The organism is Actinoallomurus sp. NPDC050550 (assembly GCF_040655075.1).
Classification (GTDB): Bacteria; Actinomycetota; Actinomycetes; order Streptosporangiales; family Streptosporangiaceae; genus Actinoallomurus.
Genome location: NZ_JBFAJC010000074.1, coordinates 18,903 through 43,681 on the forward strand (window position 1 = coordinate 18,903; position 24,779 = coordinate 43,681).

Annotated in this window: 22 protein-coding genes and 2 pseudogenes; 14 read left to right on the forward strand and 10 right to left on the reverse strand. The window is 70.6% G+C overall.

Going from position 1 to position 24,779, the window contains the following annotated elements; genetic code table 11:
* Positions 1 to 80: 80 nt before the first annotated feature.
* Positions 81 to 2,213 (reverse strand): FUSC family protein, encoded by a 2,133-nt coding sequence (locus AB0I04_RS49535; protein ID WP_360901950.1) that lies wholly within the window; start codon positions 2,211 to 2,213, stop codon positions 81 to 83.
* Between the two features lie 198 nt (positions 2,214 to 2,411).
* The gene (locus AB0I04_RS49540; RefSeq protein ID WP_360901953.1) at positions 2,412 to 3,695 is read right to left on the reverse strand and encodes a transposase; all 1,284 of its coding nucleotides are present in this window, start codon (positions 3,693 to 3,695) and stop codon (positions 2,412 to 2,414) included.
* A gap of 52 nt (positions 3,696 to 3,747) precedes the next feature.
* Here AB0I04_RS49540 and tnpA point away from each other — a divergent pair.
* Together tnpA and AB0I04_RS49550 are read left to right on the forward strand one after the other, a co-directional pair.
* Positions 3,748 to 4,014: pseudogene (gene tnpA / locus AB0I04_RS49545) on the forward strand (IS200/IS605 family transposase); the annotation flags it as partial.
* A gap of 376 nt (positions 4,015 to 4,390) precedes the next feature.
* Positions 4,391 to 4,561 (forward strand): hypothetical protein, encoded by a 171-nt coding sequence (locus tag AB0I04_RS49550; protein WP_360901956.1) that lies wholly within the window; start codon positions 4,391 to 4,393, stop codon positions 4,559 to 4,561.
* A gap of 21 nt (positions 4,562 to 4,582) precedes the next feature.
* Here the strand turns inward: AB0I04_RS49550 and AB0I04_RS49555 are convergent, their stop codons facing one another.
* Positions 4,583 to 4,723, reverse strand: a complete 141-nt coding sequence (locus tag AB0I04_RS49555) for a hypothetical protein (protein WP_360901959.1) — start codon at positions 4,721 to 4,723, stop codon at positions 4,583 to 4,585.
* Positions 4,724 to 4,868: 145 nt separating this feature from the next.
* Between AB0I04_RS49555 and AB0I04_RS49560 the strand changes: the two genes are divergently transcribed.
* The 10 genes and pseudogenes from AB0I04_RS49560 (at position 4,869) to AB0I04_RS49605 (ending at position 16,148) form a co-directional block, all read left to right on the forward strand.
* A complete protein-coding gene (locus AB0I04_RS49560) occupies positions 4,869 to 6,449 on the forward strand; it encodes a Na+/H+ antiporter (protein ID WP_360901962.1) in 1,581 nt (526 codons plus the stop codon).
* Positions 6,450 to 6,747: 298 nt separating this feature from the next.
* Positions 6,748 to 6,994: pseudogene (locus AB0I04_RS49565) on the forward strand (hypothetical protein); the annotation flags it as partial.
* Positions 6,995 to 7,133: 139 nt separating this feature from the next.
* On the forward strand, positions 7,134 to 7,583 hold the full coding sequence (locus AB0I04_RS49570) for a DUF1931 family protein (RefSeq protein WP_360901965.1): 450 nt from the start codon (positions 7,134 to 7,136) through the stop codon (positions 7,581 to 7,583).
* Between the two features lie 289 nt (positions 7,584 to 7,872).
* A complete protein-coding gene (gene dnaK / locus AB0I04_RS49575; RefSeq protein WP_360901968.1) occupies positions 7,873 to 9,777 on the forward strand; it encodes a molecular chaperone DnaK in 1,905 nt (634 codons plus the stop codon).
* Positions 9,770 to 10,267, forward strand: coding sequence for a nucleotide exchange factor GrpE (locus AB0I04_RS49580; protein WP_252844478.1), 498 nt, complete (start codon positions 9,770 to 9,772; stop codon positions 10,265 to 10,267). Before dnaK ends, AB0I04_RS49580 begins: the two co-directional genes overlap by 8 nt.
* Complete coding sequence (locus AB0I04_RS49585; protein ID WP_360901972.1) at positions 10,251 to 11,234, forward strand: DnaJ C-terminal domain-containing protein; 984 nt, start codon at positions 10,251 to 10,253, stop codon at positions 11,232 to 11,234. Before AB0I04_RS49580 ends, AB0I04_RS49585 begins: the two co-directional genes overlap by 17 nt.
* The gene (locus tag AB0I04_RS49590) at positions 11,234 to 11,563 is read left to right on the forward strand and encodes a chaperone modulator CbpM (protein ID WP_360901975.1); all 330 of its coding nucleotides are present in this window, start codon (positions 11,234 to 11,236) and stop codon (positions 11,561 to 11,563) included. The genes AB0I04_RS49585 and AB0I04_RS49590 overlap by 1 nt, the downstream gene beginning before the upstream one ends.
* Positions 11,554 to 14,139, forward strand: a complete 2,586-nt coding sequence (gene clpB, locus AB0I04_RS49595) for an ATP-dependent chaperone ClpB (RefSeq protein WP_360901978.1) — start codon at positions 11,554 to 11,556, stop codon at positions 14,137 to 14,139. The genes AB0I04_RS49590 and clpB overlap by 10 nt, the downstream gene beginning before the upstream one ends.
* A 10-nt stretch (positions 14,140 to 14,149) precedes the next feature.
* Entirely contained in the window at positions 14,150 to 14,575 is a 426-nt protein-coding gene (gene trxA / locus AB0I04_RS49600) for a thioredoxin (protein WP_360901982.1), read from the forward strand.
* A complete protein-coding gene (locus AB0I04_RS49605; protein WP_360901985.1) occupies positions 14,559 to 16,148 on the forward strand; it encodes an FAD-dependent oxidoreductase in 1,590 nt (529 codons plus the stop codon). Before trxA ends, AB0I04_RS49605 begins: the two co-directional genes overlap by 17 nt.
* A 165-nt stretch (positions 16,149 to 16,313) precedes the next feature.
* On the opposite strand, the gene AB0I04_RS49610 is transcribed toward AB0I04_RS49605, so the two are convergent.
* The gene (locus AB0I04_RS49610; protein ID WP_360901988.1) at positions 16,314 to 16,673 is read right to left on the reverse strand and encodes a DUF5335 family protein; all 360 of its coding nucleotides are present in this window, start codon (positions 16,671 to 16,673) and stop codon (positions 16,314 to 16,316) included.
* Between the two features lie 207 nt (positions 16,674 to 16,880).
* A complete protein-coding gene (locus tag AB0I04_RS49615) occupies positions 16,881 to 16,976 on the reverse strand; it encodes a LuxR C-terminal-related transcriptional regulator (RefSeq protein WP_360901991.1) in 96 nt (31 codons plus the stop codon).
* A gap of 528 nt (positions 16,977 to 17,504) precedes the next feature.
* On the opposite strand from AB0I04_RS49615, the gene AB0I04_RS49620 reads away from it, so the two are divergent.
* The gene (locus tag AB0I04_RS49620; protein WP_360901994.1) at positions 17,505 to 18,350 is read left to right on the forward strand and encodes a TIGR03619 family F420-dependent LLM class oxidoreductase; all 846 of its coding nucleotides are present in this window, start codon (positions 17,505 to 17,507) and stop codon (positions 18,348 to 18,350) included.
* Positions 18,351 to 18,361: 11 nt separating this feature from the next.
* On the opposite strand, the gene AB0I04_RS49625 is transcribed toward AB0I04_RS49620, so the two are convergent.
* The 4 genes from AB0I04_RS49625 to AB0I04_RS49640 form a co-directional block, all read right to left on the reverse strand.
* A complete protein-coding gene (locus AB0I04_RS49625; RefSeq protein WP_360901997.1) occupies positions 18,362 to 18,712 on the reverse strand; it encodes a hypothetical protein in 351 nt (116 codons plus the stop codon).
* Positions 18,713 to 18,816: 104 nt separating this feature from the next.
* On the reverse strand, positions 18,817 to 19,275 hold the full coding sequence (locus AB0I04_RS49630; RefSeq protein ID WP_360902000.1) for an Hsp20/alpha crystallin family protein: 459 nt from the start codon (positions 19,273 to 19,275) through the stop codon (positions 18,817 to 18,819).
* A gap of 269 nt (positions 19,276 to 19,544) precedes the next feature.
* A complete protein-coding gene (locus AB0I04_RS49635; protein ID WP_360902003.1) occupies positions 19,545 to 22,454 on the reverse strand; it encodes an AAA family ATPase in 2,910 nt (969 codons plus the stop codon).
* Positions 22,454 to 23,227: a DUF2267 domain-containing protein gene (locus AB0I04_RS49640; RefSeq protein WP_360902006.1), complete on the reverse strand. Its 774-nt coding sequence runs from the start codon at positions 23,225 to 23,227 to the stop codon at positions 22,454 to 22,456. Before AB0I04_RS49640 ends, AB0I04_RS49635 begins: the two co-directional genes overlap by 1 nt.
* Positions 23,228 to 23,983: 756 nt before the next feature.
* On the opposite strand from AB0I04_RS49640, the gene AB0I04_RS49645 reads away from it, so the two are divergent.
* Positions 23,984 to 24,205, forward strand: coding sequence for a hypothetical protein (locus AB0I04_RS49645; protein WP_360902009.1), 222 nt, complete (start codon positions 23,984 to 23,986; stop codon positions 24,203 to 24,205).
* Positions 24,206 to 24,235: 30 nt separating this feature from the next.
* On the opposite strand, the gene AB0I04_RS49650 is transcribed toward AB0I04_RS49645, so the two are convergent.
* Positions 24,236 to 24,697: a DinB family protein gene (locus tag AB0I04_RS49650; RefSeq protein ID WP_360902012.1), complete on the reverse strand. Its 462-nt coding sequence runs from the start codon at positions 24,695 to 24,697 to the stop codon at positions 24,236 to 24,238.
* Positions 24,698 to 24,779: the final 82 nt, after the last annotated feature.

Here is a 24,779-nt window from a genome sequence, read left to right on the forward strand (position 1 = left end):
ACCCACTTCCCTGGTTCTCCGCCTCCCTGTTCCTCACGAGCTGCCATCGACGCGACCGAAGCCACCCATTCGTCGCGAGGTCACCGTCCGCCGGGCCGGCCGGTCACCGTCGCGCGGCTGAGTTCCCTGAGCCGCTCGGCGTCAGCGATCAGCCCGTACACCATGTCGCGAGTGTCCGCAGCACCCGCAGGCTCCGCCGAAGGTGCATCGGGGGCGATGTGGCCGACGAGTCCGGCCCGGCGCCGGCCGGGCGGCTCCGGCGAGCGTTGATCGCGGATGCCGACTTCGGCCTGCGGCGTTGCCGAACCCGGGCGGGGAAAGGCGAGGACCTCGTCGGCGCCCTGGTCAAGGTGGTCGGCGACTTTGCGCGCGGCCGTAGCGATGGGACCGACCGGGACGGCGGCAAAGGACGCCGGCGACGTCAGGCGATCTCGTAGCCGCCGCGCGGCTCTGCCCGTCTCACCGATGCGCGCGATCTGTTCGTCGGGCGACGCAGCCTTCCGCCTGAGCCTGGTGCCGGCCGCTTCGAACGTGGCGGCGACCGACGCCGCCTTCCGGTCCGCGCCGCGGATCCGGGCCTCGCGGCCCCTGGACGGTTCGGCGACCGCACGCGCGAGAACGGCATGGGTGTGCAGCAGCCGGGCCAGCCGCTCGGCTATCCGCCGCTGGATCCCGGCCGGAAACAGCAGCTGTGCGAAGAGCAGCGCGAGCAGGGCGCCCACGAGACTGAGTACGATGCGCAGGATCCCGGCCCGCCAGCTCAGCGGCGCGGTGAAGTCGATGAGGAGCATGGTCATCGGCGTGCCGAGCGTGATCCAATAGCCCGTGTTCACCGGTTTGAGCGTGAACCCCAGCGCACCGCTGATGAAGATCATGGCGAGGAGGGTGATCCGCCCAGGCGCGAGTGCCAGGGCAACGGCGGCGGCTGCGGCGCCGACCGTGGTGCCGACGGCCTGCTGCAGGACCATCCGCACCGTGTCGGTGTACGAGTCGCGCAGGCTGAACAGCACGGTGAGGATCAGCCAGTGCGGGTGAGACAGGTGCAGTTCGACGGCCAGGATCATGGTCAGCGCCAGCGCCGTACCCACGCGTGCGGCGTGCCGGAACCGGGGTGACCGGGTCCTGACCGCTTCGACGCACCGGGCCCACCAGGCCCGGATCCCGGGCAGTCGTCGCCCGGCGATGCGCCGCTCTTGCGCTAGAACCCGGCACACCGTGTCGGCCGACGCATCCATCCGGCCGATGATCCGGTCGGCGTGGAGGCGCAGCGCGACGGTGGGCAGACCGGCCCGCCCGGCGATACCCCGGCTGTCGTGTTCGCCCAGCCGGCCCATCGGAACCGAGGCCGCCACAGTGTCGGGCGGCACGTCCGTATCCGTCTCGATCGCCATGCCGAGCGTGCGCAGCCGGACGGCGACGGCGGTGAGGGCGGCCCCGAATTCGGCCTGCCACTCCGTTGGATACGGCCGACTTTCCAGGCGCAGCGCGCCCAGAACGGCTGCCTCGTCCATCACCTGGTCGACCGCCGCAATGATCCGAGCCGGTCGCCGCTGTTCCTCAAAGCCGCCCGAGCGGTAAAGGCCGTAGGCGATCCGGGCGGAGTGAAGGTCCGAATACGCCGTGGCGCGCCGGCGAGACCATTCGCCCGGGTCCAGGTCAGGGCCCGCCAGATCGTCGAGCGTGTCGGCGACCGAACATGCGGCGGCGGCGATACCAGCGCGTAGCGGCCGGAGCCTCCGTGCGACCCACGGCGCCAGCAGCAGTACACAGATCCACACACCGCCCAGCGTCTCCAGCAGTCCGTTGTACAGCACCGGGCTGGTCACCGGTCGCAGCGCCGCGACCAGCGTGCACAGCGCCGCCATCGGTCCCAGCTCGGGAATCGCCGCGCCGAGCGCTGCGACTGCGGATGTGACTACCACCATCAGCCAGTCATGGCTGCTGACCAGGCCGCCGAGCCAGGAGAACAGTGTCACGACGGTGACCCTGATAATCATCGAGCGGGCACGGGCGCCCTGGGGCCCCTGCGGCGCGATGACCCCGACGTAGAAGGCCCCCAGGGCGACGAGCTGGCACTCGGCGACATGCCCGGTGATCAGGCCCGCCACCAGCGGGACACACACGCCGGCCGCGGTCACCAGCCCGTAGACCGGCGCCGCGCCGCCCTCGAACGTGGCGAACGCCCGGCGCAGCCACAACAGCGATGACCGCACGGCCTGCTCCCCCCTGGCGACGTGGCGGCGGTCTCCGCCCCTTTACCCCACGTCGTTCACGCCTACCCACCACGATGCACGGAGCTGCGGTCGGCTTAGGCACTTGGCCCGGAGGCCGGGGAATGAAGCGGCTATTAGGCCCCTAGCCGACCGAAATGCTCGGCCGGCTAGGGCCGGTCACATCATCACCGGCTTCAGTCACCTTCTCGGCCGTGAACGACCGGGCTTGGAGGCCCGGTGATCACGCCTTGTCGCGCTCCCCGTCGCGGCTGGCCGTCGTGCCGGGGGCGCATCACCCCGGTCCCTGCCCGAAGGCTCGGGACCGGGGTCGGGCATGGTGACAAATGCCCACGCCGTGCGCTCCCGCTGGCGGACGTTCACGGCGGCGATGTCGTCGGCCAGGCCAGCGAGCCCGCACGCGACGCACAAGAATCGGCCCCGGGTGGGCCGGTTTTTACGGGAGACGTGCCCGCACCACGGGTTAGGGCAGGTCTGTGAGGTGTAGTGCGCGTCCACCTCGCAGAACGGCACCCCGGCCCGGCGGGCCTTGTAGTGCAGGAAGGTGCCGAGCTGGTGGAACGGCCAGGACGAGAGCGTGGCCCGCTGGTGCCGCTTGAGCCGGACCCGGTCGCGGATCCCGTCGAGTTGCTCGACGGCGATGCCGCGTCCGGTGCGTTGGGCATCGGCCACGATCTGCTTGCTGATCTTGTGGTTCTCGCCTGTGGCGTGCCGGGTCTCCCGCTGCCGGCGTTTGGCCAGCCGCCGCGCGGCCGACCTCGAACCGGCCGCCTTCTTGGCCTGCAGTTCGGCCCGCCGGCGCGCCTGGGCCCGCCGGTACCGCTTCAGCGCCTGGCCCTGATGGTTGTCCCCATCACTGGTGGTGGCCAGGTTCTCGATCCCCCGGTCCACACCGATCCAATCGGCCGGTTCATACTGGGCGGCCTCTGGGATCTCACACGTGGCGTACAGGAACCACGTGCCGTCCCGCAGCACCAGGTCGGTTTCGCCTTTGCGGCGGGCGGCCAGGGTCTTCAGGTGGGACGGTTCGCCGGTGAAGCAGATGCCCTGCAACCGGCCCGCCGTGGTCCAGATCGACACCGTCCGGGCGTCGTATCGCCAGCTGAGGCAGCGGTCGTCGAACGGGTGGGCGGCGTCCGGGCGGAACGCGATCGGCTTGGAGGTGGCCTCGCGTCGCCGCTTGGACCCTTCTGGGCCGAGCAGCCCAGCGTCGATCAGGGCGTGCAGCGTCGTGTAGGCGTCGGCGGTCTTACGGATCACATGCAACGCCGGCTGCGCAGACAACCCTGAGGCCTTCAACTCGGCGTAGAGGAGTTTCTGCAGCCGGGCCCGGGAGAACACCCTCTGCTCATACGCCTTGACCGACACCCGATTCGCGGCCGCGTTGCAGGCGTGCAGCGTCGCCGCCAGCGCCGTCGCCTGCTCCGGCGTCGGCAGCAGCTTCACCCGCACCACCAGTTTCACGTTCAGTGACTCTATTACTGCGTACCGACATCGGTGTCGAACTCCCGGATTCAACGGTGAGACCGACCATGTCCACCTACTCGTGCACTACCGGCCCAAGATCGCCATCTCCACCCTGGTCAACTCACTGAAGGGCGTCTGCGCCCGCCGCCTCCGCCAGGAGTTCCCCGCCCACATCCGCAAACACCTGTGGGGCGATCACTTCCGGTCCCCGCCCTACTTCGCCGCCTCCTGCGGCGACGCCCACCATCGATCATCAAGGACTACCTCGACCAGCAGAAACGCCCCGACCAACACCGACCCCACCCAGCGGCGCTAACGCGCCGCGACACATCGGAAGCGATTCCTCCCGGCCCTGAAGGACCGGGATTCCTCGCTAGAAGCCTGTTGAAGCGCTCCTCGCGCCGGACCCGAACCGGCAAACACCTCGTGTCGGCGTACGTCTCTGCAGCACAGAGCCAAGTACGGCTAAGCATGGATTTCATGGCTCGGCCTGGGCGGGACGCCACAAGAGGTGGGACCCGATCAGAAGGGGTCCAGGGCGAAGGGGATCTCCAGCAAAGGGAAGCCGTGCTGTGCTGGTCCAAGGTGGCACTCGGATATAACGAACGTCCCTTCGGGCTGCTTGGGCAGGCCAGCGCGACCGCACCGGCGCTGACCAGGCCGATCGCCGGCGACCTGGCCGGGCAGAGGAATTGGCCGAGGCCGTCGCCGACGACGTGGTCTCCCAGGTGGCGTTGACGGGGCGCTACGCGCCCGCCGTTCGGACCTATCTCGGCACGCAGGTCAGGCGGGCGCGGCCGGTCGGCGGCACCGCCCGCCTGATCTCCGCGGCGCTGGCCCGATTCCCTCCCGGTCGGCGATGATCCGGAGGAACTCGCCCAGGCTCATCCGCCGCGCCGTGCCGCCGCCCTGCCGCGCCTGAGCGGATCGTGCAGCGGCCCCACGCCCGCGTCGACGACGACCAGGCTCCCGGCGCCGCCGAGAAAGGCGCACCACATCCCTACGCCCTGATCGGGCTCGCACATGCCCTGCCTCATTCCTTGCGCAGCACGACGATCGGGCCGTCGGCGCGAACCGCGTTCCCCGCGGTCACGACGCGATGCCCGGATCTGCGCGCCGCCGCCCGCCGCCAAGGCTCGAACGACCGCTCTCCGGGGAAGGACCGCGACCATGAGCCCCGCGTCCCTGTTCGTCGTCGGCCTTGCCATCGCGGTGGTGGTGCTGCTCTCCCGCACGCTGTCCGCCCAGGCAGGGATCCCCGAGGCCATCCTGCTGGTGATCCTCGGCGCTGCGGTCGGATTCCTCCCCGGCATGCCCGAGACCCGGCTCCCGGCGCAGCTCGTGCTGCTCGGTTTCCTGCCACCGCTCGTCTACCATGCGGCGTTCTTCACCGCGCCGAGGGAGGCGAAGGCGGACGCGGTGCCGATCATCACGCTCGCCGTCGGGCTGACGCTGGTGACCACCGTCGCCGCCGGGTCGGCGGCGTGGTGGACGATGCCCGCGATGGGCTGTGCGGCGGCCATCGCCCTCGGCGCCGCCGTCGCTCCGACCGACCCGGTCGCGGCGACCTCGATCATGAAACGGCTGGCCACGCCGATCCGAATCGTGACCATCGTCGAGGGTGAGAGCCTCATCAACGATGGCGTCGCGCTGACCGCGTTCGGGCTCGCCGTCGAAGCGCTGAGGGGGCCGTTCTCCTTCGGCCACGGTGCAATCCGTCTGGCCGAAGTGGTCGTCGGCGGCATCGCGTACGGCCTCGTCGTGGGCCTCGTCAGCGCCCGTGTCCGCCGCCGGATCCGCGATGCCGGCAGCCAGATCATCATGTCATTGCTGACGCCATACCTCGCGTTCGTCCCGGCCGACCGGCTTGGCCTGTCCGGGGTCCTCGCCACCGTCGCCGCGGGCTTCTACCTCGGCACCCGCGGCGAGGGCATGCTGCAGCCCGCGTCCCGGCTGACCGGACAGGTGTTCTGGCGAGTGCTGGTGTTCATGCTGGAGTCGGCCCTGTTCGTACTGCTGGGCCTGCAGACCCGCGCGCTGTTCCGTGAGCTGGCCGGCCTGCCCTGGTCACGGACCATCATCGGCACGATGGTGGTCGCGGCCGTCGTCGTGGTCCTGCGGCTGGTGTGGACGTTGCTCGTGTTCCCGCTCTCGCGGTACCTGCCGGGGCGGCACTTCGCCTTCGACCACCTGCCGTGGCGCGAGCGGCTCGTCATCGGGTGGAGCGGCATGCGCGGCGCCACCACCCTGGCGATCGTTCTGTCCCTGCCGACGGCCGCGCGCGATCTGCTGCCGGAGATCCGCAGCGAGCAGATCTCCGTTGCGGCCGCGATCGTGTTCATCACCCTGATCGGACAGTCCATGACGTTGCCAGTTCTGCTGCGCCGGCTCGGCCTCGCCGAGTCGGACCGCGTCCGGATCCAGACGCTCGATGCCCGCCGGGAGATGCTGGAGACCGCGCTGGCGCGGCTCGACGAGCTCATCGAAGCCGGTGCGGTGGACGAGCGCACCGCCCGGGCCTACCGCCAGATCTATGAGGACCGGATCGACCGAATCCGGGCCGAGCTCGACGAGGAGGTAGAGGAGGTCACCGACGCCGTCGGCCTGCGCCGCGAACTGGTGCGGACGCAACGCGAGAGACTCCGGCGGCTGTACCACAAGGGCAGAATCAGCGGGGAGGTCATGCGGGCCGTGGACCGCTGGCTCGACCTCGACGATCCCGACGTCCGCGACATCCGCGACGTCGAATGATCGGCATGGCACGCCCAGCCCGCCGACCGCGACCACCCCGCTGCGATCGCCACGGCGCCTCTCCGGCCAACAGCCCGATGTCGTGGCTTGCTGTATCAGACGTAGCCGGGACGAGCGGTCGTCCCCCGGCCCCCGGCTCTCCGCATGGATTCCGTCGTGCCATCGAACGGTGGCGCCCGCCGCTCCGGGCGGTCCGGCACCCGGTCAGGACGGGGGCTCCGTCCCGCGGCAGGCAGTTTCGCAGGCGTCTTCGGTCATCGCCGGGGCACGCGCGCTGCGGCCTGCCCGGTACCGGACCCCACCCGGGCAACACGGCTGTGCTCGGACGAGAACCAGCGACTACAAGACGCGGCTGCTGGAGAAGCAGCGGCTGCGGGCGCAGTACGTTCGTGATCGCGGCGACGGGCGCCCACGCCGCGGCGCACCCGTCGTACCTGCGGGTCGAGCTGCCGGATCTGCGTGCAAAGCTCGTACGACCGCCGCCCCGAGAGGAGATTCCGGTCATCTGCGACGAGCAGCTCGTCGTCGAGTACTACGCGCGCTGACCCCGCCCGTCGGGCGGCGGAGGCGCGCCGAGGACCGCTGCGCCCCGGACCGTGCCGCCGCCGTGGCTTATACCCCGTCCGGTCGTGGGATGCCGCGAGCCCGTCCCGAGACAAGGCTGGGTGGCAGGAGGTGGTACCCATGCCCCCGACCGGCATACCGAAGTTTCAGCGCCTCTTCCGCGCCGCCGCGAGCCTGGACGTCGACAAGGACGACCTCAAGCGCTACGACGACTTCGTCGACGGCAAAATCTACGACCTGCTCCTCATCGGCCAGGCACACGCCAAGGCCGACGCCCGCGACATCATCCAGCCACACGATCTACCCGTGACCAAAGGCTTGCAGGAGAGCATCCACGAATTCCGCAAGCTCGACGAGGAGATCGAGCTCGAGTCGCTCCTCGAGCGGCTCGCCAAGCACCCGCCGTTCGAGCTGATGGTCGCGGACGAGACCGAGGCCGGCCTGCCGGAGATCGCCGGAGGGCTGACCGTCGCGCTCGCCCGTGCCTTCAAGCTGATCGATCCGAAGCTGAAGAACCCGCACACCGAGCAGTGGGAACGCGGCGCCCGCGTGTTCGACCTGCTGCTGTAGGCCACCACGACACCACCCGACGCACTACACGATCGGGGGATGTCAAGCGAGCACCCGCCGGGGCGGAGTTCGTTCGTCGATCCCCGCCCCGGCACGGCCCGGGAGACCATGCGCCACCGCCGAGACGCGGACCGCCATGTCTACCAAGCCTGAGGATGCGACCGGCCACGCAATGGGCGAGCGTTGGATGGTGTAGCGCCATCTTGACGCAGGAGCTCCGAGCGTCCAAGCCGGTCATGTTGTTCTCCGTCGAAAGCCGGGGCTCCGCCGGACCGGCCGGGAGGAGAGCATGGCCAAGGCAGTCGGAATCGATCTCGGAACCACGAACTCCGTGATCGCTACCACCGAGGACGGTCACCCGACCGTGATCCCCAACAGCGAGGGATCGCGCACGACGCCGTCCGTGGTGGCCTTCACCGAGCAGGGCGAGCGCCTCGTCGGGCAGCTCGCCCGCCGGCAGGCGATCCTGAACCCCAAGGGCACCATCTACTCGGCCAAACGCTTCATCGGCCGGCGGTACGACGAGGTGAAGAGCGAGATCAACGCGGTCTCGTTCGATGTGGTGGCCGGCCCGGAGGGGGCGGTCCGTTTCAACGTCAGGGGCAAGCAGCACGCGCCGGAGGAGATCTCCGCGCTGGTGCTGCGCAAGCTCGCCGACGACGCCGGCAAGTTCCTTGGGGAGCGGGTGACGGAAGCCGTCATCACGGTCCCCGCCTACTTCAACGACGCTCAACGGCAGGCCACGCGGGACGCCGGGAAGATCGCCGGCCTGGAGGTCCTGCGGATCATCAACGAGCCCACCGCGGCAGCGCTCGCCTACGGCCTGGACAAGGGCGCGAACGAGACGGTGCTCATCTTCGACCTCGGTGGCGGCACGTTCGACGTGAGCCTGCTCAGCATCGGCGAGGGCGTCGTTGAAGTCCTCGCGACCGCCGGTGACGGGCATCTCGGCGGGGACGACTTCGACCGCCGGATCGTCGACCACATCGCCGACGAATTCCAGCGCGACAACGGCATCGACCTGCGCCAGGACCCCCAGGCGCTGCAGCGCATGTTCGAGGCGGCGGAGAAGGCAAAGGTGGAGCTGTCCTCGGTGACCCAGACGACGATCAACCTGCCGTTCATCACCGCGGACGCGACAGGGCCCAAGCACCTGAACACGACGCTGATGCGCTCGACGTTCGAGCAGATCACCGGGGACCTGATCGAGCGCTGCACCGATCCCGTGGAGACGGCGATGGCCGACGCGAAGGTCACCGCGAACGACGTCGACGAGGTGATCCTCGTCGGCGGGTCGACGCGCATCCCGGCCGTCCAGGCTCTCGTGCGCCGGCTGACCGCCGGCAAGGATCCGAACATGACGGTCAACCCGGACGAGGTCGTCGCGCTGGGCGCGGCGGCGCAGGCCGGCGTCATCAAGGGCGAGGTCGAGGACGTCGTCCTGCTCGACGTCACCCCGCTCTCGCTCGGCCTGGAGACGCTCGGTGGCGTCATGACCAAGATCATCGAGCGGAACACGACGATCCCGGCCCGCCGGACGGAGGTCTTCAGCACCGCCGAGGACAACCAGACCGCGGTGGACGTCGTCGTCCTGCAGGGCGAACGCGAACGGGCCGCCGACAACCGGGTCCTCGCGCGGTTCCGGCTGGAGAACATCCGCCCCGCCCCGCGCGGCGTGCCGCAGATCGAGGTGACCTTCGACATCGACGCGAACGGCATCCTCCACGTCTCCGCGCGTGACAAGGACACCGGCGCCGAGCAGAAGGTCACGATCAGCGAGACCAGCAACCTCGACCAGTCCGAGATCGAGCGGATGATCAAGGACGCCGAGCAGCACCGCTCCGAGGACGAGCGCCTGCGCGAGATGATCGACGCCCGCAACCAGCTCGACTCCATCGCCTACCAGGTCGAAAAGCGGTTGCAGGAGCTCGGGGAGGGCGTGCCGGCACACGAGAAGGCGCGCGCCGAGATGCTCGTCGGCGACGCCCGCCAGGCGATCAAGGAGGAAGCGCCGGTCGAGCGGCTCCGGAACCTGGCCGCCGAGCTGCAGCAGGTCTTCTACGGCCTGACCGCGGCGACCGCCGGGGCGGGCCCGTCCGGACCCGGCGGATCCGGCGGACCTGGCCCCGAGGGTGGTCCCGGCGCCGGGGGCGACGAGGACGTGATCGACGCGGAGTTCACGACCGATGAGTGACATGCGGCCGGAAGAGCCGAAAGAGGACGAGACCGGTTCGGCGACGAAGATCGCGGAACTGGAGGACCGCTGGAAGCGTGCCCTCGCCGACCTCGACAACCACCGCAAGCGAGCGGCCCGCGACGCCGAGCGGCAGCGCTTCGCCGAACGGGCCCGCACCGTCGCGGAGTGGCTCCCCGTCGTGGACAACCTCGAACGGGCGATCGAGCACGGCGGTGCCGACTGCGCGGTCCTCCTCGAGGGAGTGCGGGCCGTACGCGACCAAGCGCTGGAGCTACTCACCCGGCTCGGCTTCCCGCGGCAGGACGACGTGGGGCGACCGTTCGACCCGACCCGGCACGAGGCGGTGGCCACCGTTCCCGACGCGGAGGTGCCGGAGGGGACGGTCGTCCAGGTGACCCGCCCCGGGTACGGCTCCGGGGACGGCCAGTTGCGCCCGGCGCAGGTCGTGGTGTCGAAGGGAACACAGACCGATGGCCCCGGCTCGTGACTTCTACGAGGTCCTCGGGGTGCCGCGGACGGCGAGCCAGGACGAGATCCAGCGCGCGTACCGCAAGCTGGCCCGCAAATACCACCCCGACGTCAACAAGGACCCGGACGCGGAGGAGCGCTTCAAGGAGGCGTCGGAGGCGTACGCCGTGCTGTCCGACCGGGAGCAGCGCAAGCGCTACGACGCCTTCGGCGAGGACTTCCGGCGCGTGCCGCCAGACGTCGACCCGCAGACGTGGGCCCGCGCCCGCGCCGGCGCCGGGGGGCGGACGCGTGCGGGTGCCGGGGCCGGAGGATTCGGCGACACCGGTTTCGGGGGGTTCGGCGGGGCCGGCGCCGAGGAGGTCGACATCGAGGACCTGCTCGGCGGCATCTTCGGCCGCCGATCCGGGTGGGGGCACCGTGGCGGCGCCGGTTTCGGCCGGGGGCCGATCCCGGGCGCCGACCAGGAGGCCGAGCTGGAACTCACCGTGGAAGAGGCGTACCACGGCGGGCACCACAGGATCACGATCTCCGGGCCCGACGGCCCGCGGACCATCGACGTCGACATCCCCGCCGGGGTCACCGACGGCCAGCGCATCCGGCTCGCCGGTCAGGGCGGCCACGGCTCGGACGGCGGGCAGCGGGGCGACCTGTACCTGGTCGTCCGGCTCCGGGCGCATGAGCGGTATCGCGTCGGCGGCCGCGACGTCACCGTACGGCTTCCGCTGACGCCGTGGGAGGCCGCACTCGGGACCACCGCCCCGGTCGACACTCCGGCCGGCGAGGCGAAGGTGAAAGTGCCGGCGGGCACGTCCTGCGGGCGGCGGCTGCGGCTGCGGGGCCGCGGCCTGCCCAATCCGCGCGGCAGGCCCGGCGATCTGTTCGCCGAGGTCCAGGTCCAGGTGCCGCACCGGCTGAGTCCGGAGGAGAAACGCCTCTTCCAGGAGCTTGCCGCCACGTCGTCCTTCGACCCGAGGAGGCGGTGATGAGATACGCGCTTGTCCGGCCGGCACGGCCCGTACCACCCGTCCGGTTCGACCTGGAGACGTTCGCGCGGGCCGCCCGGGTCCATCCGGAACTGGTCCGCCGCCTGGTCGTCCTGGGCATCCTCGACGCCGAGCGGGACGCCTCCGGCGCGCTGTGGCTCGCCCGCGACCAGTTCGCGGTCCTCGCCCGCGTGCAGCGACTCCGCGCCGGCTTCTCGTTGAACTACGCCGCGCTCGGCCTCGTGTGCGACCTGCTCGACCGCATCGCCGCTCTCGAGGCCGCACAAAAACGCGTCCGTCCACGTCCCGGAGACCGATCATGGACCTGAACCGACTGACCGAGAAGTCCCAGGAAGCCCTGCACGACGCGCAGACCAAGGCCCTGCGCTTCGGACACACCGAGGTCGACGCCGAGCACCTCCTGCTCGCCCTGCTCGACCAGTCGGAGGGCCTGGCTCCCCGGCTGCTGGCGGGGGCCGGCGTGAACACCGACCTGCTGCGCGCGGAGACCGAGTCGCGGCTCGAGCGGCGCCCGCGGGTCACCGGCCCGGGCGCGGCGCCCGGTCAGGTGTACGTGACCCAGCGGCTCTCCCGGCTGTTCGACACGGCCGAGCGCGAGGCGAAACGGCTGAAGGACGAGTACGTCTCGGTCGAGCACCTCGTGCTGGCCCTCATCGAGGACGGGCTGATCCAGGGGGTCACGCGGAACCGGTTCCTCGAGGAGCTGACGAAGGTCCGCGGCAACCAGCGGGTGACCTCGTCGATGCCGGAGGCCGCCTACGAGGCCCTGGAGAAGTACGGCCGGGACCTGGTCACCGAGGCACGGACCGGGAAACTCGACCCGGTCATCGGCCGGGACACCGAGATCCGCCGCGTCATCCAGATCCTGTCCCGCAAGACCAAGAACAACCCGGTGCTCGTCGGCGACCCGGGTGTCGGCAAGACCGCGATCGTGGAAGGCCTCGCCCAGCGCATCGACCAGGGCGACGTGCCGGAAGGGCTGCGGGACAAGACCGTCTGGGCTCTCGACATGGGCTCGCTGGTCGCGGGCGCGAAGTACCGCGGCGAATTCGAGGAACGCCTCAAGGCGGTACTCAACGAGGTCAAGGCCGCCGAGGGCCGCATCCTGCTGTTCGTCGACGAGCTGCACACCGTCGTCGGTGCCGGCGCGGCCGAGGGCGCGATGGACGCCGGCAACATGCTCAAGCCGATGCTGGCCCGCGGCGAGCTGCACATGATCGGCGCCACCACGCTGCAGGAGTACCGCAAGCACATCGAGAAGGACGCCGCGCTCGAACGCCGGTTCCAGCCGGTGATGATCGACGAGCCGTCGGTCGAGGACGCCATCTCCATCCTCCGTGGCCTGCGCGAGCGCCTGGAGGTCTTCCACGGCGTGAAGATCCAGGATTCCGCGATCGTCGCGGCGGTGACGCTCAGCCATCGCTACATCTCCGACCGGTTCCTGCCGGACAAGGCCATCGACCTGGTCGACGAGGCGTGCGCGAAGCTCCGTACGGAGATCGACTCGATGCCGGCCGAGCTGGACGAGCTCACCCGGCGGGTGATGCGCCTGGAGATCGAGGAGGCCGCGCTGTCGAAGGAGGACGACCCGGCCAGCCGGGCGCGCCTGGAGGACCTGCGCAAGGAGCTGGCCGACCTGCGGGCCGAGGCCGACGCGATGCGGGCCCAGTGGGAGGCCGAGCGGCAGGCGCTGCGCAAGGTGCAGGACCTGCGCCAGGAGATCGAACGTGTCCGCCGGGAGGCCGACCAGGCCGAACGGAACTACGACCTGAACCGGGCCGCCGAGTTGCGCCACGGCCTGCTGCCGGAGCTGCAGCGCAGGCTGGAGGCCGAGGAGGAGCGGCTGTCCGAGAAGCAGGGCGGGCGGCGGCTGCTGCGCGAGGTCGTGGCCGAGGAGGAGATCGCCGAGATCGTGTCTCGCTGGACCGGGATCCCGGTGAGCCGTCTCGAGGAGGGCGAGCGGGAGAAGCTGCTCCGGCTCGACGAGGTGCTGCACGAGCGCGTCGTCGGCCAGGACGAGGCGGTGCGGCTCGTCACCGACGCGATCATCCGGGCCCGGGCCGGGATCAAGGACCCCCGCCGCCCGATCGGCTCGTTCATCTTCCTCGGCCCCACCGGCGTGGGGAAGACCGAACTGGCCAAGACGCTCGCCGCGGCGCTGTTCGACACCGAGGAGAACATGATCCGGCTGGACATGAGCGAGTACCAGGAGCGGCACACCGTCAGCCGCCTGGTCGGTGCCCCACCCGGATACATCGGGTACGAGGAGGGCGGCCAGCTCACCGAGGCGGTGCGGCGCAAGCCGTACTCCGTCGTACTGCTCGACGAGATCGAGAAGGCGCACACCGACGTGTTCAACACTCTGCTGCAGGTGCTCGACGATGGCCGGCTGACCGACGCCCAGGGCCGTACCGTGGACTTCCGCAACACCGTGCTGATCATGACGTCCAACATCGGCTCGGACTATCTGCTGGTCGGCGTCACCTCCGACGGCGAGCTCAAGCCGGACGCGCGCGATGCCGTCATGGACGCGCTGCGCTCGCACTTCCGGCCCGAGTTCCTCAACCGGGTCGACGACACCGTGCTGTTCAAACCGCTGACGCAGCGCGAGATCGAACAGATCGTCGACCTGATGTTCAACGACCTGCGGGCGCGCCTCGCCGACCGCCGGATGACGTTGGAGGTCACGCCCGAGTCGTGCGCCTTCATCGCCCGGCAGGGCTTCGACCCGGTGTACGGCGCCCGGCCGCTGCGCCGGTTCATCGCCCATGAGGTGGAGACCCGGATCGGCCGTGCGCTGCTGTCCGGGGACATCCTCGACGGCGCGGTCATCCGCGTGGACCTGGAGGACGGCGAGCTCGAGGTCTCCTACGAGAACCCGTGAGGGGGCATCGATGATCGTCCAATGCCCGCACTGCGGCAAGCGCAACCGCGTGCCGGCGGTGGCCGACGGTACGCCGCGCTGCGGGAACTGCCACCGGCCGCTTCCGTGGATCGCCGATGCCGGTGACGACGACTTCGCCGACGTCGCCGAGCGCGCCTCCGTGCCGGTGGTGGTCGATCTGTGGGCGACCTGGTGCGGCCCGTGCCGCATGGTCAGCCCGGCGCTCGAACAGCTCGCCCGCGAGATGGCCGGCCGGATCAAGCTCGTGAAGGTCGACGTCGACCGGGCGCCGAAGATCCAGGAGCGGTTCGCCGTCCAGGCCGTGCCGACCCTGCTCCTCATGCGGCACGGCACGGTGATCGCCCGGCAGGCCGGCGCCGCGCCGGCTCCGGCGCTGCGCGCATGGGTGGAAAAGAACGTTGCAAGAGACACCTGACCTGCACGGCGCGTGGCCGCGGCTGGACCCTGAGCAGATCCAGCGCCTGTCCGCGTACGGCGAGCGCCTCCCGACCCGACAGGGCGACGTCCTGTTCCGGCAGGGCGAGCCGGACTACGACTTCTTCGTGGTTCTGGAGGGCTCGGTCGCGATGGTCGACGCCGACAAGGTGATCCGGGTACACGGCCCGGGCCGCTTCCTCGGCGAGCTCGGCCTGCTCACCGGGCAGGCGGCGCTGGTCGGAGCCGTGGTCGACGAGCCGGGAGCGGTCCTGCGGATCCCGGCGGAGCGCCTGCGCCGGCTGATCGCCCGGGACCTCGCGCTCGGGGACCTCGTCCTGCGCGCCTACTTCATTCGGCGTTCGCTGCTGATCGAGCTCGGCGCCGGGCTGCGGATCATCGGCTCCCGGTTCTCCCCCGACATCCGCCGGCTGCGGGACTTCGCGGCGCGCAACCGGCTCCCGCACCGGTGGATCGACCTGGAACAGGACACGCAGGCCGAGCAGGCGCTGCGGCGGCTGCGCGTCCGGCCCGAGGAGACCCCGCTGGTGATCCTCAACGGTGACCGGATCCTGCGCAACCCGAGCAACGCCGAGCTGGCCCGCGCGATCGGCCTGCCTACACCGGCCGCCCACGGCGACGCCGCCGACCTCGTCATCGTCGGTGCCGGGCCCGCCGGACTGGCCGCGGCCGTCTACGGCGCGTCCGAGGGCCTGAGCACGGTCGTCGTCGACGCGGTCGCCACCGGCGGCCAGGCCGGCACGTCCTCCTGCATCGAGAACTACCTGGGGTTCCCCTCTGGAATCTCCGGCGCCGAACTCGCCGAGCGCGCGGTCATCCAGGCCGAGAAGTTCGGCGCGCGGCTCGGCGTCCCCGCGGAGGCCACAGCGCTGGAGGTCGAGAACGGCGGCTACGGCGTCGCCCTCGGCGACGGCGGCCGGATCGGCGCCCGCACGGTGGTGCTCGCCACCGGTGCCCGCTACCGGCGGCTCGACGTCCCTGGCCTCGAACGGTTCGAGGGCTGCGGCGTCTACTACGCCGCCACCGAGGTCGAGGCGCTGCAGTGCGTCCACGTGCCCGTCGCGGTCGTCGGCGGCGGCAACTCGGCCGGCCAGGCCGCCCTTTATCTCGCCAAGCGCGCGGACCGGGTCAGGCTGTTCGTCCGGAGCGGTGACCTGGGCAAGAACATGTCCCGCTACTTGATCGACCAGATCGAGCGCTCCCCGGGCATCGAGGTCCACCTGCGCACCGAGGTGCGCGAGCTGGTCGGCGACGAGACCCTGGAGGCGGTCGTCGTCGAGGACGACCGTACCGGCGAACGACGCGTCCACGAGGCCCGGAACCTGTTCATCTTCATCGGCGCCGACCCCTGTGTCGGCTGGCTGGCCGGCCAAGTGGAGCTGGACGCCAAAGGCTTCATCCGCACCGGCGACGACGCGCTGCCCCTGGAGACCAGCCTGCCGGGCGTCTTCGCGGTCGGCGACGTCAGGAGTGGGTCCATCAAGCGCGTCGCGTCGGCCGTGGGCGAAGGCGCGATGGCCGTCCGGCTGGTCCACGGGCGTCTCAGCGGATGATTCGGACGGTACGGCGGAGGGTGAGCGACGTCAGTCCGGACCACGGACGCATCCGTGGACCGGACGCGGGCTCGCCCGCCGACGCGGCCGCCCGGAGCCCGAGATCTCCACGGTCCGCCGGGCCTGCGGCACCGGACGGCCGCCGCACGGCGTCCGCCGGTTGACTCAGGGAGGCAGGGCGGGTTCCGGACGCAGGCGCAGCAGGGTCGCGGTCCCGTCCCCGCCGACGATCCGGATGTCGGCCTCGGCCGGGGCTGGGACCGTGAAGTCGATCTCCGTGGGATGCTCGATCATGTGGCGGAGCAGAACCGGGAATCGCGCCGAGTTCCCCCCGACTCCGATAACGACCACATCGTCGCGGAGATCGTAGGAGGCGTACGCGAACGGCAGCCGCTCGGTCTCGAACTGGTCGCCGAAGTCGGCGCCGAGCAGTTCGATGGCGGCGCTGTGACCGGCGTGATCCGCGCTCAGCGTGTCGAAGAACTCCGCCCACTTGCCGCGGTCGACCGTCGTGGCCTGGCTCATCTCGATCTCCTCCCGAAGGGTCACAGCGGCCGAACCGCAAGGGTCACAGCGGCCGACCCGCGCTGTCGGCCGGAGCCACCCAGGCCGCGCCGCACCGGGACTTCGGGCGACATCCCCTAATCGGCTAGGCCGTCCCGGAGGGGTCCTGGATCACCGGCCACTAGCGGCGGTCCGCTCTGATCACTTGCTCGCCTTCATGACGCGGGGTCAACTGCACACCCGCGAGGTCACCTCGAGCTTGCGAAAGACGTGCCGCAGGTGGAAGGCGACCGTATGCGCGCTCATGAAGAGCTGGTCGGCCACTTGGCGGTTCGTGACCGGCTCAGACGCCCGAGGCCCTGCGCCAATAGGCCTACATCTCGACGGTCGCCCATCGCGCGGCCGGTCGCATCCTCAACCTTGGTAGACATGGCGGTCCCGGTGGCCGGCCGCGGCGCGGGCGCGCGGCCTCCCGGGCCGTGCCCGGGGGCGCGGGGATCGACGCCGGACGAACTCCGCCCCGGCGGGCGCGCATGACATCCCCTGATGGTGTAGTGCAGCCGCAGATCTTCCGCACGGTGTCCCGCGAGATCGGCGAGCTTCTCGGCGGAGGCGTGCCTCGGCCCCGGGCAGGACGTACTCAGGAACCAGCCTGGCCCGGACCGCTCAGGGCCTGACGGACGTGCTGGAGGACCTGCGCGAGATCTCGCGCGGGCTCCATCCGGCATCGCTCTCGCGTGGTGGGCTGCGAATTGCGCCTTGATCGTCTAACGAGTGACACGCCGAAGCCGATCGAGTTTGCCGGGACGCCCGCCTTGGAAGGAGTCAGCAGGGGAGATTCCGGGGGCACGGATGAGATTCGGCATCGCGACGTTCATCACGGACGAGGGCATTCACCCTGCGAGGCTGGGCGGCGAGCTCGAGCGGCGCGGCTTCGAGTCGGTGTTCATCGCCGAGCACACGCACATCCCGGTGAAGCGGGAGTCGCCGTGGCCCGAGGGCGACGAACTTCCGCGGAAGTACTACCGGACGCTCGATCCGTTCGTGGCCCTCACCGCGATGGCCGGGACGACCGAACGGCTCCTGCTCGGCACCGGGATCCTCCTCCTCATCGAACGCGACCCCATCATCGCGGCCAAGGAGATCGCGAGCCTCGACCACGTCTCCAGCGGACGGGTCGTCGTCGGCGTGGGCGCCGGCTGGAACCGCGAGGAGATGCGCGATCACGGCACCGATCCGAAGACCCGTATGAGCCTGCTGCGCGAACGGGTCCTTGCGATGAAGGAGATATGGGCAAAGGAACAGGCCGAGTTCCACGGTGATTACGTGGACTTCGACCCGATCTTCTCCTGGCCCAAGCCCGTACAACGCCCGAATCCCCCGATCCTCGTCGGCGGTTCCGGGCCGAAAACGCTCGATCGCGTGCTGGAGTACGGCGACGGCTGGATGCCGACCTACGGGTTGGGCGTCGAGGAGATCATCCGCAAGATCGCCGAATTGCGGCGCCGCGCGTCCGACGCAGAACGCGGATCGATCCCTGTGACCGTCTACGCCGTGCCCGGCGATCGTGACATCGTCGCCCGGCTGGCGGATGCGGGCGTGGACCGGGTGCTGTTCGACCTACCCACGCTCCCCGCGGACGAGACCGTACGGGCGCTGGACAAGTTCGCGGCGGTCGCCCGGAACGCGCAGCGATAAACCTCGGGGCGTTACTTCAGCTTGTCGAGCATGCCGTGCAGGTGGGCCGCGGCGACCTCGATGTCGTTGTACTTCCGCTGCGCCGCCCGCACCTCCGCGGCGATCACACCGCACCGGTGAACCCTCTCGAAGTCCCCGTAGGGGAACTTGTACCTGGATTTCTCGTCCTTGGAGTAGTCGTCGTCGATACCGAGGTACCACCTGCCGTAGTCGTCGAATCCGAACTTCTCGATGAACTCGTTCTCCTGCTGTGTGGACGGCTGGTGCTCGCTCCATTCGCCCATCTCGTCGACGGCGGCTCTCCCCTCGTCGATCAGTTTCTTCGCGTACTCGAAGGACCGCTCACTCAGCTTCACTGCCATGGCTCCCCCTCGATCCGCGGCCAGCTGCTCGGGTCGCCCAAGGCGGGCGTGCCGGGCACCGTCCGGGGTCGCCCCGGGCAGCTGCGCAGCGCGCTGTGATGTCGTCAGCGCTTACCTTCGGACCGTTTGCCCTCGGACCGCTTGCGTCCGGACCGGCCATCCGTGATCTCGATGCGGTGACCCTGGCCTCGCTTGGCCTTGGGAATGCGCAGCGTCAGGACTCCCTCGTCCATGGACGCCTCCACGTTGTCCGGGTCGACATCGGAGGGCAGCGAGGCGTGATAATGGAACCGCCCGGTCCGTAGACGCAGTGCGTTCGAGCCCTCCTCTTCCTCTCTGACCTCGCCGTTCACACACAGCTCACGGTCACGAATGCCGATATCGATGTCCGCAGGCGCGATGCCGGGCAGTTCCAGCCGGACGAGATAGCCCTCATCGTTCTCGTCGATCTCCGCGACCGGCACCCAGGGCCGTTCGGCCTCGGCCTCGACCGCGGGCTGGATGAGCCCTGTCATGCGGTTGACCAGCTCCTGCACGTCCGCGAAAGGATCCCGTCGCAGCATCGTGGCCGGCTCCATCCCGTGCAGTCGGCCGGCTCTGGAGCGCCTCATCGGCAATGTCATCTCTCTCATGAGTGGCGCCATACCGGTGTCCACTGTCCCCCGTCGATCAACGATCACCGCGACCAGCCAAGGGCGTACGGTCGCCGACGGGGCGTCACTTTGCGCGATACCCGGCCGTACTCCTGCCGACACGGGTCCATCCTCTCTGGTCCTGCCGGTCGCCATCGGGCACCGCCCGTACGCCGCGCGGGCCCCGGCCGGCACGGAGGTCATGCGGGCCGTGGACCGCCGGCTCGATCGCCACGACCCTGACGTGGCCGGGGAGGTGCGCTGACCGGTGTCGCTGCGCCGAGACGTGCGTCGGGCTGCGTCCGTTGCCGGTTCTCCTCCATGACCCGCCGGGCCAGCTCGAAGCGTGAGCCGATCTGGAGCTTGCGGAAGATGTGACGGAGGTGGAAGGCGGTCGTGTGCACGCTGATGAACAGCTGGTCGGCCACCTGCCGGTTGGTCAGTCCCTGGGCGACCAACCCGGAGATCCGGCGCTCAGTGTCGGTGAGGCTGCCCCAGCCCGAGACAGGACGGTCGCCCTGTGTCCAGTGGCGGCGCCGCACGCCCAGCCGGCGAAGCCGTCGGCGCACCCGGGCGGCGTCCCGGGTCGCGCCGATGCCGTCGTAGCCGGCCAGCGCCTGGTCCAGGCCGGCGATGGCCGACTGCCGTGACCCGGTGCCCCGGCTCGCGGCCAGTGCGCCGAGGTCCTCCGCCGCGGACGCGCGTGCCCACGGGTCGGTGTGGTCCACGGACGCGCGGTCCAGCGCGCACGCGTCCCCGTCGAGCAGGCCGCGAGCGTGTTCGGCGGCCGCCGCGACGGTGGGAAAGCCGGGGTTGTCGCGGGCGAGCCGTTCCGCGGCGCCGACCACGGTCTCGGCTCGAGCGCGATCGTCCAGGGCGAGCGCGGTGCGTACCAGCCAGGCCGCCGCGGTGGGGTCGCTGACCAACGCCCAGGAGTGCCCCGGTACCTGCTCGCACAGCTCCGCGAGCGCGGTCGCCACGGCACCGGCACCATCGCGCGCCATCGCGATCTGGCTCGTCACGAGCGCGAAACGGGCCTCCGCGTGTGGCGAACCGTACTGCGACAGCCCCGGCCGTGCCCGGTCGAGGTACCGCTGTGCGACGTTCGGGTCCCCGGACCGCAGCGCGGCGACGGCGAGCACCCCCAGCGCGGACGACATCAGCACGTGCGGGCCCGGCCCGCCAGTGGCCGCCAGGCCCGCCTCGGCCACGGCGATCGCCTCCTCGAAGCGGCCCGCTGCCAGATGCAGGCGGGCGCGGAGCACGGCGGGAGCCGCTGCCCACACGAGACGTCCGCGCACCTTGGTATCGTCGCCCGCGCTCGCCATCACCGAACGTGCCTCGTCCAGCCGCCGGACGTCGGTCAGGAGCATCGCCAGGATCATCCGGGGGTGCAGGCAGCAGGCGTCGGTGGACGCCGCCCGACGGACGGCCTCGCGGGCGAGCCGCAGGCCCTCGGCCAGGTCGCCCGCGTCCCACGCGGCGAGCGCGAGCGTGATGAACGCCCCGGCGACGAGGACGTCGCCGTGCTCGCCGGACGCCTCGACGATCGCCTGCGCGTGCCGGCGCGCGAGCGTGCCGTCACGGGCGGCGACCTGCGCGTTGAGTAGCGCGAGTTCGGCGGCGTCGCGGAGCCGGTCCGGCAGGCCCGGTTCGGCCAGTACGGTCGCGGCGTCCGCCGCGGCCTCGGCGGCCCGGCCCTGCATGTGCAGGATCTCCGACCGGAGGCAGCACAGGCACGCGTGGGTGGCGGCGGTCAGCGGCCGGGTGAGGGCCGATTCGGTGAAACCGGCGGCCTCGTCCAGCCGGCCCGCTTCGATGAGTGTGCGGACGGCGGTGAGCATGCGGTCCGGCCGGGCCGGTTCGGCGGGATCGGTGAGGCTCACCACCCGCAGCGCGATGTCCGCCGCGGTCCGCGGTGAGACCGGCAGGACGTCGTCGACCAGCCGGTCCAGCTCGTCGAGGCCACGGGAATCGGCCGCGCGGACGCCCTGCATCAGATGCGCCGCGGCCGCCGTCGCGGGCCCGCCCCGGCCGAACAGGACCTCGCCGATCTGCCGGTGCAGCGCCTTCCGGATGGGAACCGGAACGGCGTCGGTGACCGCCTGCCACAGCAGGCCATGCCGGAAGGCCAGTTCCTCCCCCGCGACGATGAGCACACCCGCGGACAGCGCCTCGTCGAGCCGTGGGACGATCGCGGCCGGGGTCGTGCCGAGCACCGCGGCCGCGACGTCCGGCGAGAACGAACGGCCCAGAATCGCGGTCACGGTCAGCAGATGGCGCGTCCGCGGGCTCAGCTGGTCGAGCAGGTGCCGTACCGCCGCCTGAAACCGCCGCGGCAGGCCGGCCGCGACGAGACGTGCGCCGCCGTCGTAGATCTGGATCCCGTTCTCGCCGCGCAGCCCGGCGATGAGCCCGGTGAGCAGGTATGGATTGCCGCCTGACTGGTCGGCGAGCGCCGTCAGCCGCGGATCGGGCACGGCACCGAGCATGTCGATGGCGATCCCGGTCAGCGCGTCCTCCTCGAGGGGCGGCAGGGTGATCCGCCGCGCGCCGTCGTATTCGAGGAGGTCGAAGAGGCTGCCGGCGGCCTTTCCCGCCCTCACCGTGCTGCGGGCCAGCAGCCACGCGACGGGCCGGCCGGCGAGCTGTGACGTCCAGGCCCGCAGCGTCACGAGCGCCGTCGGCGCCACCAGCTGAAGGTCGTCGAGGCTCACCAGCACAGGACCGGCTCCGGCTCGTTTGTCGAGGCCTGCGCGGATCCTCTCGACCCGCCACATACGCCGGTCCGGCTCGGCGGACGGTCCCTCGCCGTTGGCGATCACGTCCTCGCCGAGTGCCGAGAGCAGCGACTCCACGAGTGGCATCCGGCCGAGCTCGGGGGCGCCGGCCGTCACCGACGAAAAGCCGCGCGTGCGGGCCGTTCGCGTCACCTCGCGGAGCAGGAGGCTCTTGCCGATCCCGGGCTCGCCCTCGACGAGCAGGACTCTGGAGCGCCCCTCGTGCACCGCGGCCAGCAGATCGAGGGCGGCGCTCCATTCGGCCGCACGGCCGCGCAGCGTCGCCGGCCCGTGAGCCTCCTCGGTGCAGTACGCCGGAAGGGTGGACATCATGGCTCCGGCAGCAGCGCGTGGTAGTTCGGCGGCAGCTGGAAGGTGACGTAGAAGTACTCGTCCTGTACCGCCTCGCACAACGTGGCGAAGACCGCGCGGGCGTACTCGCGCGCCTCGAACGGGTCCACGCCCGCCAGCTCGGCGATGCGGTCCACGAACCGGTCCAGCGGCATCCGTCGCGCCGTCCCGCCGCTCGTGGCCCGGCCGCGTCTGAGCGGACCGTGCAGCGCGAGCGGAAGCCGCGGGATCAGGTCGTCCGCCTCGCCACCGGCGATGCGTTCGGCAAGTGCCTCCAGTACCGCCTCGGTAGCGCGGCGCGCCTCGTCGACGCCGAGGCCGACGCGTTCGGCGACCTTGGCCAGGAAGTCTTCGGCCGGCATGACGTCGAAGAACCTGCACCGGGCCTCGCCGACCAGCGGTGCGAAGCCCTGGCGCAGCTGGTCGGCCACGCCGGCGATCTCGTCGCAGCTCACCGCCCGCCCGAGCACGTAGAAGACGGCGTGTGCGTGCAGCTCGACGGTCTCGACGTCAGCACCCTCACGCTCGGCGACGCGGCACAGGAACTCATCGATGTCGAAGCCTTCGGCGGCGCGTTGGGTGTGGAGCCAGGGCTCCATCTCTGCGGGGAGCTGTTCGAGAAGGTCGCGGGCCTGCCCGGGCGACAGACGCTTCGCCAGCGTCGTCAGGGTCGCCCGCGCGGCGCGTTCGGCCAGGTCACCGTCGATGCCGCCCTTGCGCCGCGTGACCTGGATGAACTCACGGTAGTCCACCGTCGCTCCTCCCACGGTCAGGAGCCGGTCTCAGCGGCGTGCGGCGAACGCGCGGCCACACGCCCGCAAGCGTGTTTTCGGGCAACCGGTCAGGGGCGGCGCGAAGACCTCGATGGCCGAGCGACTCGCATCGGCGAGACCAGCCGATACGGCATTACTCCACCGTAGCCGCCGCCCGGTCGCCCCGCATCCTGCGGTAGGTCGCCCGGTGAAGACGGCCCGCCCGGGTGTGCCGCCTCGATTCCGGCGCTGCTGGGCATGTGGGCGAAATGGTGCTCTCCGTGTCGCGGGCTGGACGCGGTGCTGGATCGGGTCGCCCAGGGCCTGGCCAGCCAGGTGTAGCTGGTCAGGGTCGACGTCGAGCGGGCGCCGAAGACCCGGACCATCCTCGGCGTGTTGGCGGGCCGCCGACGTTGCTCGTGTTGCCCCAGGGGAACGTGGTCCGACACGGATGGCCGGTGAGCAGCGGGCAACCCCTGTGCGACTGGGTGGACAGGGCCCCACGAGAGACCTCTCGCCCCGGCGGCCTGGTCTGGATTACCAGGTATGAGGATGCGCTGGGCGCTTCGAGCGGCAAGCGTCGAGTCAGGCCGATCCGGTGGCCGCCCAGCGGACATCGGGCATGCGTTCAGGAGATAATCACACGCCGAAAGCAGCCAGAATTGATCTTGGGACGACGAATTCGTGGTCGCGGCTAGCTCTGGCCCGGCTGTCCGCCCTGCTGCAAACCCCCGGCGTCGCGACCGGAGCGAGCGCATGAGCACCGGCGTGCCGTCGGTGCTGTTCGTGTGCGTGCACAACGCCGGGCGCTCGCAGATGGCCGCCATGCTCGAGCGTCGCGATCTTGTCGAACGGGCAGATGGCCGCTTCGAATCAATCCCGCTGATCTCCGAAACTCCATGTGGCCGGTCTCATATTGCCCATGCGACCCAACCGAATACGCTGGCCTGTCCGTCGGTCACACTTGCTTCCCACTAGCCGTGACCCGATCGTTCGGATTAGTCGGGTTCAGTCGCCTACCTGACCATCGACGAGCTCGCGGATGATGTCGATATGCCCGTTGTGTCGGGCGTTCTCCTCGATGAGGTGCATGATCACCCAGCCCAGAGTGACCGGCTCGCCGGTCTCGCGGGCCTTCCAGATGGTCTTGGTGTCGAGATCCATGCCGGCGATGATCTCGTTGTAGCGAGCGGACTGGGCCTGATAGTCGGCCAGTATGTCGGCCAGCGGCCGGTCGAGCTCGTAGTGGAACTCCCGGTCCGGGTCATCAGGGTCGATCCAGGGGTGATCGGCCGTCTCGCCGAGGAGACGCTCCTCGATCCAGGACCACTCCACCCAACGCAGATGGCTGACCAGGCCCGATATCGACATCATCGGCGAAGTCGGCAACGGTGTCGCGCGGGCGTCCGCATCGGAGAGCCCTTCGCATTTATAGGCGGTGGTGGCGCGGGTGTAGTCGAGGAGCGTCATGAGCAGGCTGCGCTGGTCGAACGCGCGCGGCAAGTCGGTTCTGTTCTGCATCCCATAACAACTACCGGGTATCCGGCGGCTG

Excerpts from the sequence above, each read along its gene's own strand:
- AB0I04_RS49650 (WP_360902012.1), bottom strand. The coding sequence starts at position 24,697 with ATGACGCTCCTCGACTACACCCGCGCCACCACCGCCTATAAATGCGAA.
- AB0I04_RS49570 (WP_360901965.1), top strand. The coding sequence starts at position 7,134 with ATGCCCCCGACCGGCATACCGAAGTTTCAGCGCCTCTTCCGCGCCGCC.
- AB0I04_RS49585 (WP_360901972.1), top strand. The coding sequence starts at position 10,251 with ATGGCCCCGGCTCGTGACTTCTACGAGGTCCTCGGGGTGCCGCGGACG.
- AB0I04_RS49580 (WP_252844478.1), top strand. The coding sequence starts at position 9,770 with ATGAGTGACATGCGGCCGGAAGAGCCGAAAGAGGACGAGACCGGTTCG.
- AB0I04_RS49635 (WP_360902003.1), bottom strand. The coding sequence starts at position 22,454 with ATGTCCACCCTTCCGGCGTACTGCACCGAGGAGGCTCACGGGCCGGCG.
- trxA (WP_360901982.1), top strand. The coding sequence starts at position 14,150 with ATGATCGTCCAATGCCCGCACTGCGGCAAGCGCAACCGCGTGCCGGCG.
- dnaK (WP_360901968.1), top strand. The coding sequence starts at position 7,873 with ATGGCCAAGGCAGTCGGAATCGATCTCGGAACCACGAACTCCGTGATC.
- AB0I04_RS49610 (WP_360901988.1), bottom strand. The coding sequence starts at position 16,673 with ATGAGCCAGGCCACGACGGTCGACCGCGGCAAGTGGGCGGAGTTCTTC.
- AB0I04_RS49590 (WP_360901975.1), top strand. The coding sequence starts at position 11,234 with ATGAGATACGCGCTTGTCCGGCCGGCACGGCCCGTACCACCCGTCCGG.
- AB0I04_RS49645 (WP_360902009.1), top strand. The coding sequence starts at position 23,984 with ATGAGCACCGGCGTGCCGTCGGTGCTGTTCGTGTGCGTGCACAACGCC.
- AB0I04_RS49625 (WP_360901997.1), bottom strand. The coding sequence starts at position 18,712 with ATGGCAGTGAAGCTGAGTGAGCGGTCCTTCGAGTACGCGAAGAAACTG.
- AB0I04_RS49620 (WP_360901994.1), top strand. The coding sequence starts at position 17,505 with ATGAGATTCGGCATCGCGACGTTCATCACGGACGAGGGCATTCACCCT.
- AB0I04_RS49555 (WP_360901959.1), bottom strand. The coding sequence starts at position 4,723 with ATGTGCGAGCCCGATCAGGGCGTAGGGATGTGGTGCGCCTTTCTCGGC.
- AB0I04_RS49560 (WP_360901962.1), top strand. The coding sequence starts at position 4,869 with ATGAGCCCCGCGTCCCTGTTCGTCGTCGGCCTTGCCATCGCGGTGGTG.
- AB0I04_RS49630 (WP_360902000.1), bottom strand. The coding sequence starts at position 19,275 with ATGCTGCGACGGGATCCTTTCGCGGACGTGCAGGAGCTGGTCAACCGC.
- clpB (WP_360901978.1), top strand. The coding sequence starts at position 11,554 with ATGGACCTGAACCGACTGACCGAGAAGTCCCAGGAAGCCCTGCACGAC.